Consider the following 11630-nt stretch of genomic DNA (forward strand, 5'->3'; position numbering starts at 1 on the left):
GCCCACCGGGCGTGGGGGCCCGGGCCCCTTGCAGTTGGTGCCCCGCGGGCCCGCCCCCCCCCCGGGGCGGCCCCCCCGGGAGGGGTACCGGGGGGGGGACCCCCGACGCCGTGCGCCGCCCCGCCGGGGAAGCCCTACCCGCCCCAGCCCACGTCCTGGAAGCGCGGCCACCCGAAGCCGTACGCGCCCGCGCCGACCACCCCGGTCCGGACCCCGACCAGCTCCGGCCGCTGGTAGAGCGGCACCGAGTGCCCGAGCTGCCAGATCCGTACGTCCGCCTCCTGGAGCAGGTCGAGCCGGGCCGCCGGGTCCGGTTCGGCGGCCGCCCGGTCGAACAGCCGGTCGATCTCCTCGGTGCCGCCGCGGCCGAAGTTGCCGCCCGGGTCCGGCACGCCGTCGGGGTCCGGCCGGGGCTTGGCGTAGGCGGGGCGCTGTTCGCTCGCCGGGCTGGGGCCGACCGGCCGGGAGAAGAGCGCGAGGTCGTAGTCCCCGGCCGCCAGGTGCTCCCCGACGAAGGACTCGGCGGGCACGGGCACCTGTCGCACCGCGATCCCGGCGTCCCCGAGGCCGGCGGTGAGCGCGTCGGCGGTGCGCTTGGCGGTCGCCGAACCGGCCGGGAGCAGCAGCGAGAGGGAGAGCGGCTTGCCGCCCCTGCTCCGGACGCCCCCGCCGGTGGGCCGCATCCAGCCCGCCTCGTCCAGCAGCAGGCCCGGGTCCGCCTGGTCGACCGCGCCGCTGTTGTCCCGGTAGCCCTCCTGGTCGCCGGCGAGCAGGTGGCTGCCCAGCGGTGCGGCGGGCAGGCCGAGCGGGGTGAGCGCGGCGGCGGCGATCCGCTGCCGGTCGACGGCCCGGGTGAGGGCCCGGCGCACCAGCGGGTCGGTCAGCGGGGCGCGCTCGGCGTTGAGGGTGAGCTGGGTGAGCGAGGCCGCAGCGGCCCGGTGCACGGTGACGCCGGGCAGCGACTCGGCCCGCCGCAGCGCCAGCGCCGCCGACTCGGGCGCGGCCTCGGGCGGCGGCGCGACGGAGGGTGAGGCGGAGGCGGGAGCGGAGGAGGCATCGGCGGCCGGGGCCGGCACCGCCCGGTCCACCGCCGCGGTGAGCGGGGCGACGTCCAGCCGGTCCTGGTCCAGCGCGTCCAGCCGCTGCTCGGGCGGCGAGGCGAGGAAGTCGATCCGGTCGGCCTTCGCCGGCTCGCCCCACCAGAGCGGGTTGCGCACCACGGTGACCGTCCCGCCCTCGGCGTCGTACCGGGAGAGGGTGTACGGCCCGGCGCTCGGCCGGTCGCCGCCGGTCAGCGCCCGGTCGAAGTCGGCCGGGGTGGCCGTCTCGGCGGCCGGGTAGAGCGGCCCGAACAACGAGCGCCACTCCGCGTACGGCCGCCGGAAGGTCACCCGCACCTCGTGCGGGTCGGCGCCCGGGGCGACCGACTCGACGGCGTCGTACCCGGCCGCCCGCCCGCCCCGGTACGCGGGGTCCAGGCCGGACAGCGCGGTCCGCTGGGCGTCGAGGTCGGCGGCCGAGACCGGGGTGCCGTCGCTCCAGACGGCGCGCGGGTTCAGCCGGTACGTCACCACCTGCGGCGACTGCCCGGGCGGGGTGGACTCGGCGCCCTCCAGGTAGTCCGGGTCGGGGGCGAGCCGACCGTGCTCGTCGGGCCGGAACAGCGAGGGGTACAGCGCGTGGGCGAGCAGCGCCGAGTCGGCGGTCGCCGCGCCCTGGTAGACGTTCAGCGTGGCCGGGACGCGGTCGAGGGCCCAGCGCAGCGTGCCGCCGTCCCGGACGGCGGCGCGGTCGACCGGCCCGACGTCCCCGGTGGTGGCGGTGGGCTCGGCCGGGGCGGGCACGGCGGCGGGGGTGCGGGCGGGGCCCGGGTCGTCGGTGCAGCCGCCGAGACCGGCGGCGAGCAGCAGCGCGGCGGCTGCGGCGGTGAGCTGGCGGACGCGCATGGCGGCCATCGAACGCCGCCCCGGGCGCCCGGCCCGTGCCGACACGGCGGGCGGCCGGGCGACTGCACCCGTCCGGCCCACCGATCCGGCGGCTAGAGGCCGAGCTCGAACCAGACGATCTTGCCCTTGGGCGTGCGCCGGCTGCCCCAGCGCTCGGCCAGCAGGCTGACCAGCTGCAGGCCGCGCCCGCCCTCGTCGGTCTCCTGCGCGCGCCGCTGCCGGGGCTGCGCGTAGCCGTCGTCCCAGACCTCGCAGACCAGGCCGCGCTCGCGCAGCAGCCGCAGCCGGATCTCGCCCCGCCCGTGCTTGAGCGCGTTGGTGACCAGCTCGCTGACCAGCAGCTCGGTGGTGTCGACCAGCTCGTCCAGCCCCCGGGCGAGCAGCCAGCTGCACGCCAGCTCGCGGGCCTTGGCCACCGAGGTGGGCTCGGGCGGCAGGAACCAGTTGCCGACGGCGTCCTCGGGGAAGGCGTGCACCTTGGCCATCAGCAGGGCGATGTCGTCCTCGCCGTGGTGCGGGTTGAGCTCGCCGAGCACGTGGTCGCAGAGGTCCTCCAGCCCCTTGCCCCCGTCGGAGAGCGCGGAGCGGAAGGCCCGCAGGCCCTCGTCCAGCTGGTGCTTGCGGCTCTCCACCAGGCCGTCGGTGTAGAGCGCGAGCACGGCGCCGTCCGGGAGGGTCAGCTCGACCTCCTCGAAGGGCTCGCCGCCGACGCCGAGCGGCAGGCCGGGCGGCACGTCGAGCATCCGGGAGCTCTCGCCGGGGCTGAGCAGGACGGGCGGCAGGTGGCCGGCGTTGGCGAAGACGCAGCGGCGGGTGACGGCGTCGTAGACCGCGTAGACGCAGGTCGCCAGGTAGACCTCGCGGGCCTCCTCGTCGGCCGTCGAGGTGAGCCGCCCGTACGGGGTGGGCGGGCCGGCCGGCACCGAGTCGTCGCCGAGGCCGCGGGCGATCTCGTCCAGGGCGCCGAGCACCTCGGCGGGGTCGAGGTCGAGCATCGCCAGGGTGCGGACGGCGGTGCGCAGCTGGCCCATCGCGACGGCGGCGCGCAGTCCGCGGCCCATCACGTCGCCGATGACCAGCGCGGTGCGGTTGCCGGGCAGCGGGATGACGTCGAACCAGTCGCCGCCGACCTCGGTGTTGTTGTTGCTGGGCAGGTAGCGGCAGGCGATCTCCAGGCCGCTGGCGGCCGGGTTGCCCGGGGGCAGCAGGCTGCGCTGGAGGATCAGCGCCCGCTCGTGCTCGCGCCGGTAGAGCCGGGCGTTGTCGATGCAGACGGCGGCGCGGGCGACCAGTTCCTCGGCGATCGCGACGTCGCGGGCGTCGAAGGGCTCGCTGCCGATCGCCCGGGAGAGCTGGACGAGGCCGAGCACCTGGTCGCGGGCGACCAGCGGGACGATCAGGGTGGAGCGCAGCAGCGGGTCGCGCCCGGGCTCGGGGACGACGCTGCGGCCGGTGCGCAGCGCCCGGGCGTGCGGGGAGCGGCGCGGGTAGCAGAGGGTGCCGCCGGCCTCGGCGATCGGCAGGCCGGTGACCGAGCCGAGCACCGAGGAGGCGCCGCCGACCACGCTGGAGACGGCGACCCGGCGCAGTTCGCCGCTGCCGTCGGTGAGCACGGTGTCGCCGAGCCGGCCGGCGCTGGGCACGGTCTCGCCGGAGAGCAGCGCGGTGTAGAGGTCGACGGTCGCGAGGTCGCAGAACGGCGGGACGACGACGTCCAGCAGTTCCTTGGCGGTGGTCTCCAGGTCGAGCGTGGAGCCGATGTGCGCGCTGGCCTCGTTGAGCAGGGCCAGGTTGCGGCGCACCCCGTCGGCCTCGCGCTCGGCGACGTGCCGGCTGGTGACGTCGGAGACCTGCCCGGCGACGCCCATGGTCTGCCCGGCGGAGCCGTTCAGGCGGTACAGCGAGACGGCCCAGAGCCGGTTGCCCTCGCGGGTCGGGACGGCGCCGTGGAAGCGCAGGTCGAAGACGGGCTCGCCGGTGGCCACGACCTTGCGCAGGGCGGCGGTGAGCCGGTCGGCCTCGGACGGCGGGAAGAGGTCGTGCGGGGTGAGGCCCTCCAGGTCGGTGGGGACCAGTCCCATCCCGGAGGCGAAGGCGTCGTTGACCCGCTGCAGCCGCAGCCGGTCGTCGAACAGCACGAAGCCGGTGGGCGTCTGCCCGAAGACGGCCTCGGAGGCGGCCAGGTCGGTCTCGATCCGGCGCAGCCGCCCGAGGTCGACGGCCAGGCAGGTGGCGCCCGCGGTGGGCAGGGCGCTGTCGGGCATCAGGTAGAGCTCGGCGAGGCCCTCGCCACCGTCGGCGTCCCGGTACGGGGTGGTGCCGACCCACTCCTCGCCCGCCAGGGTGCGCTCCAGCCGGGCCCGGCCGCGCTGCCAGAGCTCGCGGGGGACGAAGGTGGTGACCGGGTCGGCGCCGACGGCCTCGGCGGCCGGGATGCCGAAGAACTCGGCGGCGCGCTCGCTCCACTGGCTGATCCGCCCGTCGGGGCCGATCGCGAAGGTGGCGACCCGGATGTAGTCGTAGATCGAGCCGGGGTCGCCGGCGCCCCAGGCGCGGTCCTCGGCGACGGGGTGGTGGCCGCGCCCGGCGACCGCGCCGTCCGGTACGGACAGGTGCGCGGAACCGGCCTGCCCGGGTACAGCGGCATGACCGCTGCTGCTCGGCGACACGCTCCGCGCCGGAGTGCTGTTCAACGGACCGACCCCTCCAACCCGCGACCGTCCGGATGTCGAGAAGACCGAGTATTCATCATCGAGGGGTACGTTCACACGCCCTCAACATCACAACATCAGATCGGGCGAAGGTTTTTGTCCTACCGCCCGCGCAACCACAATGCCACGCTCGCGCCCCCTTCCGGAGCGCGCGCTCCCCCTGAGCGCCCGATGGCATATGCGACCCCGCTCCCCTGCTGTTCGTTCCGCTCACGATCCATCGGGCTCACTACCCGGCAGCGCCTGCTCGAACCAGACCACCTTGCCGATGCCCTCGGCCCGGGCGCCCCAGCGCAGTGCCAGCCGGTGGACCAGCTCCAGACCGCGCCCGCCCTCGTCGGCCTCGGCCGCGTGCCGCTCCCGGGGCGGGTCGGGCAGCGGGTCGGAGATCTCGACCAGCAGCGTCTCACCGAGCGTCAGCCGCACCCCGATGGGGGCGCTGGCGTACCGGATGGCGTTCGTGACCAGCTCACTGACCAGCAGCTCGGCGGTGTCGGTGAGCTCCTCGACGCCCCACTCGACGAGCGTGGCGCGGACCAGCCGGCGGGCCCGGGAGACGGCGGTGGGCTCGGCCGGCAGGGTCCAGCCCACCGTCGGGGTGCCGGCCTGGCCATGGCCGAGCCGGGCCAGCAGCAGCGCGACGTCGTCCGGCTCCCGGCCCTGCTCCATGGTGTCCAGCACCGCCTCGCAGGCGGCCTGGATGGAGGCGTGCGGCCCCTGGAGCACGGTGACCAGCCGGCCGAGGCCGACGTCCAGGTCCTTGTCCCGGGACTCGACCAGGCCGTCGGTGCACAGCGCCAGCAGGCTGCCCTCGGGGATCTTCAGTTCGACCGACTCGAACGGGACTCCGCCCACCCCGAGCGGGGCGCCGGAGGGCAGGTCGAGGATGCGGCCGGCGCCGCCGGGCAGCGGGCCGCCGGTGCGGGTCGGCTCCGCGGCGTCCTCGCCCGGCACCACCAGCACCGGCGGGATGTGCCCGGCCTTGGCGACGGTGAGCCGGGCCGTCGCCGGGTCGAAGACCGCGTAGACACAGGTGGCCAGCAGCGCCTCGTCCGGGCCCTGGGCGAGGTCGTCGGCCAGCTCGTGGACGTGCCGCAGCAGGACGTCCGGCGGCAGGTCGAGGGCGGCCAGCACCCGGACGGCGGTGCGCAGCCGCCCCATCGTGGCGGCGGCCCGCAGGCCGTGGCCCATCACGTCGCCGACCACCAGCGCGGTGCGGTCGCCGGGCAGCGGGATGACGTCGAACCAGTCGCCGCCGACCTCGGTGCCGCTGCTGCCGGGCACGTACCGGTAGGCGACCTCGACGCCGGTGGGCTGCGGGACCTGCTGCGGGAGCAGGGTGCGCTGGAGGGTGAGCGCGGCGGTGCGCTCGCGGGCGTAGAGGCGGGCGTTGTCCAGCGAGCTGCCGGCCCGGTCGGCCAGTTCGACGGTGAAGGCCAGGTCGTCCCGGTCGAAGCCCTCGCGGTAGCCGGCCCGGCTGACCAGCAGCAGGCCGATCACGATGCCGCGGGCGCGCAGCGGCACGACCAGCATCGAGTGCACGCCCAGGTCCCGGGCGGCCTGCATCTTCGGGTCTCCGGGGTAGGTGACGTCGTCCAGCTGGTCGGCGCCGGACAGCAGCTCGGGCACGCCGGTGCGCAGCACCCGGCCGCAGACCGACTCCTCGGCGAAGGTGATCCGGGCGCCGCGGCGCAGCATCACGTCCACCTCGGGGCCGTCCTGGACGGAGGCGGTGCCGAGCTGGAGCAGCGAGGTGCGCCGGTCGTGGCCGTGCCGGGGCAGGTCGTCACCGTGCGCGACGGCCTGGAGCAGGACCACCGCCGAGTGGTCGGTCAGCCGGGGGACGACCGAGCCGGCCAGCTCCTGGGCGATCCGGGAGGCGTCCAGCAGGTCGCCGACCCGGGAGCCGAACTCGTTGAGCAGCGAGAGCCGGCGCCGGGCGTGCTCGACCTTGGCGACCGCCCGGTAGCGCTCGGTCACGTCCATCACGGTGCCGGAGATGCCGAGCACCCGGCCGGAGCGGTCCGTCATCCGGCTGTAGGAGATCGAGCGGTAGCCGGCCCGGGTGGTGACCGGGGAGGCCAGGGTGACGTCGATGACCGGCTCGCCGGTGGCCAGCACCTGGCGCTGGATGGCGGTGATCTCGTCGGCGGCCCGCTCCGGCAGGGTCTCGCCGGTGGTGCGGCCGACGTGGTCGTCCGGGGCGACGCCGTTCATCTCGGCGAGGGTCCGGTTGACGGCCGTGTAGCGCAGGCCGGTGTCCATGATGGCGATGCCCAGCGGGGACTGCTCGAACAGCGCGTCGCGCACCGCGAGGTCCCGTTCGACGGCCTGGACGGCGGCCGCCTCGGCCATGTTGACCTGGAGGAACGGGGTGCCGTCGCCGTCCACCAGGAGGGAGATCCGGGCGTCCACGGCGACCGGGGCGCCGTCCCGGTCGCGCAGCTCGGCGTAGCCGGCCCAGCGGCCGTGCCGCAGGGTGTCCTGGATCGCGCCCCGGATCCGGGCGACCTGCTCCCGGTCGGGGATCAGCTCCTCGATCCGGCGGCCGACCAGCAGCTCGTTCGGCCAGCCGAGCAGCTCCTCGGCGGCGGGGCTCCAGAGCACCACCCGGCCCGCGGTGTCCAGGATCGCGATGGCGACCTTGAGCATGTCCAGCAGGCTGCCGCCGGCGGGCGTGCCGGGGGTGCCCGTGGCATCGGCCGGACCGCCGGGGAAGGGCCGGGCGGGGCGTCCGCGCAGGCCGCCCCGGGTGCCCGGCTCGGCCACCGCCAGGGTCGGCGCCGGCTGGTCGGGCCGTACGGTGTCGGGCCGCGCGGTGTCGGGGGCCTCGACGGTGCCCCGGCGGCGGGCGGCCGGCGACTGGGGGGCGGCCGGACGGGCGGCGCGGCGCAGTCGGGCGCGGGCGGCGGCGCTCCCCGCGGAGCCTGCCCGCCGCTCTCCCCCGCCGCCGTTCCCGGTACTCGACACCGACGGGGCCTCCGGCTCTGGTCGGGATCGGCGTCGCCGGCTGGGGACGGCTCACCGATGGTGACGAATAGTGCCGAAAAGTGACATACCCAGCAGCATCCAGGCTATCCCGGCCCCCGGGTCGTCTTGTCCGATTGACCTACCCGGCGGACTGCGCGTCGCCCACCGCCGACGCGCTGTCGGCGGCGCCCGCCGGGGCGCCCGCGAGCAGCCGGGCGACGTGCGGCAGCACGTCACGGTCGTGGTCGATCCAGTCCACGGCGTCCAGCTCGTCCGGGCCCAGCCAGCGCAGCGCGTCGTGGTCCTGCAGTGCGCGCGGCTCGCCGGACAGCAATTCGGCGGCCCAGAAGCGCAGCTCCAGGCCGGGGCGCACGGCCCACGCGCCCGGCAGCCGGACCAGCGCACGCGCCCGGACGCCGAGCTCCTCCAGCAGCTCCCGCTCCAGCGCCTGCGCCTCGGTCTCCCCCGGCTCGGCCTTCCCCCCGGGGAACTCCCACCGGCCGGCCACCGCCTCGGGCGCGCTGCGCCGGGCGGCGAGCACCCGGCCGCGGTGGACCAGCGCACCGCCGACCACGATCCGGGGCGAAGTGGCGGGGGCGTCGGCGGGGGCGGGGTCGTGGGTCGCGTCCATGGGCCCGACCCTACGGTCTGCCGTCGGGCCCGGGCGTTCGCGGAGGGCTCGGGGCCGCGGAGGGCTCAGGCGTTGCGGACCGTCCCGTCCGCCGGTTCGGGCCGGGCCGCCTCCCCGTCCTCCTCGACCCAGTACAGCTGCTTGTGGCCGCGGGCCTCGAACTCGGCGGCCAGCCGCCGGGCCTCCGCCCGGTCGAGGTCCTTGGCGACCAGGAAGCGGTTGCCGTTGTCGTCCTGCCGCATCACCCGGTGGGTACCCATGGCCGGAGGGTACCGGGGGCTCCCGCGGGCCGTCCGCCCCGGGGCGGACGGGCTGGTCCCCGGCTCGCGTGGGGGTCGGGCCGGGGACGTGCCCACGACCGTACGGCCGGCGGGTTACCGGCAGGTACGGGCCCGGTCAACGGCCGGTAACCGCGCCTCCGGACGGCTCAGACCCGCAGGTCGGGCGCCTGCTCCCCGGTCGACAGGTCCAGCCCCCGGCGGATCTCCAGGGCCGTCGGCGTCGTCCTGGCCTCCAGTGCCCTGGCCTTGCGGAGGTCGCCCGCCAGGTCGGTGCCGGAGGCCGCGGCGTCCCAGGCGGCGGCCGCCTGCGACTTGGCCTCGGCCAGCTTGGCGATCCTCGGCTGGACGTCGGCCGGCCAGGCCACCCCCGTCCTGGCCAGCACCGCCGCCTGGGTGCGGGAGGCGGAGGCCACCCGGCGCGCCCAGGCCCGATAGTCGGCCTCGGCCTCGGCGACCTCCCGCTCCGGCTGGTCCAGGTAGTCGTCGTTGAAGGTCCGGGCGGCCTCCAGGTAGGCCAGCTGGGGCGCGGTCAGGCGGCTGCGGTCGGTGCGGACGGTGCCCCGGTGCCGGTCCTCGCGGTCCTCGTAGGCGCAGGTCACGTACCGCGAGCCGGACGCCCAGTTCTTCTCGGTCGGGTAGAGGTAGACGTCCTCCATGCCGTCGGGGACGGCCCACTGGTCGAGCGCGTAGCCGCTCAGCACCTGGCGGCACAGCCGGCCGGCCGACTCGCGGGCCGCGCGCTCGCCCGGGTAGGCGCCGGCGCCGAGCAGGAGGTCGGCGGTGCCCGCCACCTCGCCGTGGTGCGGCTCGGTGCAGGCCACCCGGTGCACCCAGTACACCGTCTCGTCGCCGCCCCCGTCCGCCGTCGACCCGCCCTGGGGGGAGTCGTAGCAGTCGCCGGCCTTGAGGTCGGACCAGTGCACCGAGCCGGCCGGCGCCTTCGGGGGCAGGCCGGAGCGGCCGGCCCGCGCCGAGCTGAAATCGGCCGCGCCGAGCAGCAGGGCCATCAGCACCGTGCCGATCGTGCCGAGCACCAGGCCGGTCACCGCCATGCCGGAGCCGCGCTCCTTGCGGCGGTTGATCTGGACCAGCGCGAGGACGCCGAACACCAGGGCCACCGGGGCCACCAGGAGCAGGCCGGTGACCAGGGAGCCGACGGCGAAGCCGTTGGTGGGGGCGGGGCCGGGGACGAACCCGGGGCCGACGAACCCGGGGCCTGGCGCGCCGACCGGGCCCTGGCCGGGGGCCGGGGCGTACGGGTGGCCGGGCTGGAAGCCGGACTGGGCGGCGGGGGTGACGGAGGCCCAGCCGCCGGCGGGCAGCGGGTGCGGCGGCTGGGGCGGGGCGGCCGACGGCGGGACGGCCTGCGGGGCCGGGGCCGGGGCGGCGGACGGGCCGGCGGAGAGGTCGGGGGCGGCCCAGGGGTCTGTGGGGGCGGTGGGGGCCACCGGCTCGGCGGCGCTCGCGGGCTCGGCCGGGTTCGTCGGCTCGGCCGGGCTCGTGGGCTCGACCGGTCCCGTTGGCTCGGCGGCGGCCTTGCGGAAGTCCACCCGGGGGTCCTGACCGGCCGTCGGCGCCTCCGTCGCGTCCGTACCCCCCGCGCCAGCATCCGCGCCCGTACCCGCGTCGGTTCCCGTGGCCGCGGACGGCTCCGGCTCCGGCCCCGGGACGGGCGGCTCGGACTCAGGCTTGGACACGTGGACTCCCCCAACCCACCGGGGCGGGCATCGGCTCGGCGCTCGGCACCATGGCTCCGCGCCACGGCTCGGACCCGAACGGACCCTCACGGGCCCGATCTGAACGGTCGCGCGACTTTACCCGATCTTTCCGAACACCTGCCCGACCTTTCCGGGCCGCCCTCCGCCCGCTCAGCCGCGGGCCAGGACCTCCCCGTGCAGCATCGAGAACCAGCCGTCCCCGGCGGCGCTCCACTCCCGCCAGCCGTCCGCGATCAGCTCCGGCTCGTCCTGCTCCGCGAAGCCCAGCCCGACCGCCGTCCGGCCCAGCGCGGTGCCCGTCACCCGGTCCGCCCACATCCCGCCCCACCAGGCGCGCTGCTCGGGCGTCGCGAACGTCCAGGTGGAGGAGCTCGCGGTGACCTCGGTGAAACCGGCGGCGCGGGCCCAGGACAGCAGCCGCCGGCCGGCGTCCGGCTCGCCGCCGTTGGCGCGGGCGGTCCGCCGGTACAGCTCCAGCCACCGGTCCAGCGCGGGCGCCTCCGGGAACCAGGTCATGGAGGCGTAGTCGACATCGCGGACCGCGACCACGCCGCCCGGCGCCGTCACCCTCCGCAGCTCGCGCAGCGCGGCCACCGGGTCGGCCACGTGCTGGAGCACCTGGTGGGCGTGCACCACGTCGAACTCGCCGTCCCGGTACGGCAGCCGGTGCACGTCGGCGCACTCGAAGGCGACGTTGGACAGCCCCCGCCCGGCGACGTGTCCGGCGGCCTGCTCCAGCACCTCGGCGGAGGCGTCCACCGCGACCACCCGCCCCTGCGGGCCGACCAGCGCGGCCAGGTCCGCGGTGATCGTGCCGGGACCGCAGCCGACGTCCAACAGGGCCTGGCCGGGCCGCAGTTCGGGCAGCAGGTAGCCGGCCGAGTCGGCGGCGGTGCGGGAGCGGTGCGAGCGCAGCACGGCCTCCTGGTGGCCGTGGGTGTAGACGGCGGCGGGCTGCGGTCCGGTCATGAGGTCCCCCCTGGGCGCGGTCGGCCGCGGTGCTCCGCGACACCTCCGACGCTACTCCTCGTCCCGGATGGCGAGAAGATCCGTCTCGCATTCCGGTCGCCGTGGGCCGGGGCCGCACCCGGCCGCCGTACCGTGGAGGCGCCCCCGACAGAACGGTCCCCACCCATGCCCGGCCCGCGCCCCTACGTCCTGCTGAGCGCCGCCGTCTCGCTCGACGGCCACCTCGACGACGCCTCCCCCGACCGGCTGCTGCTCTCCAACGCCGCCGACTTCGACCGGGTCGACGAGGAGCGCGCCGCCGCCGACGCCGTCCTGGTCGGCGGCAACACGCTGCGCGCCGACAACCCCCGGCTGCTGGTCAACGACCCCGGTCGCCGGGGCGCCCCGCGGGCGGCCGGCCGGCC

The 11630-nt window shown here is 76.9% G+C and carries 8 protein-coding genes; 1 reads left to right on the plus strand and 7 read right to left on the minus strand.

Features of this window, described 5'->3' with window-relative positions:
- Positions 1-134 precede the first annotated feature (134 nt).
- The 7 genes from ACFU7Z_RS26075 to ACFU7Z_RS26105 form a co-directional block, all read right to left on the minus strand.
- On the minus strand, positions 135-1946 hold the full coding sequence (locus ACFU7Z_RS26075) for an ABC transporter family substrate-binding protein (RefSeq protein ID WP_375874153.1): 1812 nt from the start codon (positions 1944-1946) through the stop codon (positions 135-137).
- A 92-nt stretch (positions 1947-2038) separates the two neighbouring features.
- A complete protein-coding gene (locus ACFU7Z_RS26080) occupies positions 2039-4639 on the minus strand; it encodes a SpoIIE family protein phosphatase (RefSeq protein WP_375874154.1) in 2601 nt (866 codons plus the stop codon).
- 228 nt (positions 4640-4867) lie between these two features.
- On the minus strand, positions 4868-7627 hold the full coding sequence (locus tag ACFU7Z_RS26085; RefSeq protein WP_380780016.1) for a SpoIIE family protein phosphatase: 2760 nt from the start codon (positions 7625-7627) through the stop codon (positions 4868-4870).
- 139 nt (positions 7628-7766) lie between these two features.
- Complete coding sequence (locus ACFU7Z_RS26090; protein WP_117489397.1) at positions 7767-8258, minus strand: NUDIX domain-containing protein; 492 nt, start codon at positions 8256-8258, stop codon at positions 7767-7769.
- A gap of 65 nt (positions 8259-8323) precedes the next feature.
- On the minus strand, positions 8324-8518 hold the full coding sequence (locus ACFU7Z_RS26095; protein ID WP_049660479.1) for a hypothetical protein: 195 nt from the start codon (positions 8516-8518) through the stop codon (positions 8324-8326).
- Between the two features lie 167 nt (positions 8519-8685).
- Positions 8686-10089 carry a DUF4190 domain-containing protein gene (locus ACFU7Z_RS26100; RefSeq protein ID WP_380780019.1) on the minus strand — a complete coding sequence of 468 codons (1404 nt, stop codon included), beginning with the start codon at positions 10087-10089 and terminating at the stop codon, positions 8686-8688.
- Between the two features lie 318 nt (positions 10090-10407).
- Positions 10408-11226, minus strand: coding sequence for a methyltransferase domain-containing protein (locus ACFU7Z_RS26105; protein WP_380780021.1), 819 nt, complete (start codon positions 11224-11226; stop codon positions 10408-10410).
- A gap of 165 nt (positions 11227-11391) precedes the next feature.
- On the opposite strand from ACFU7Z_RS26105, the gene ACFU7Z_RS26110 reads away from it, so the two are divergent.
- Positions 11392-11630, plus strand: a 239-nt coding sequence (locus ACFU7Z_RS26110; RefSeq protein ID WP_380780023.1) for a RibD family protein, incomplete at its 3' end; no start/stop codon positions are given.

It is taken from the genome of Kitasatospora sp. NPDC057518 (assembly GCF_042802075.1).
In the GTDB taxonomy this organism is placed as follows: Bacteria; Actinomycetota; Actinomycetes; order Streptomycetales; family Streptomycetaceae; genus Kitasatospora.

Coding starts and splice junctions, on each gene's coding strand:
- ACFU7Z_RS26075 (WP_375874153.1), bottom strand. CDS start 1,946: ATGCGCGTCCGCCAGCTCACCGCCGCAGCCGCCGCGCTGCTGCTCGCC.
- ACFU7Z_RS26090 (WP_117489397.1), bottom strand. CDS start 8,258: ATGGACGCGACCCACGACCCCGCCCCCGCCGACGCCCCCGCCACTTCG.
- ACFU7Z_RS26095 (WP_049660479.1), bottom strand. CDS start 8,518: ATGGGTACCCACCGGGTGATGCGGCAGGACGACAACGGCAACCGCTTC.
- ACFU7Z_RS26105 (WP_380780021.1), bottom strand. CDS start 11,226: ATGACCGGACCGCAGCCCGCCGCCGTCTACACCCACGGCCACCAGGAG.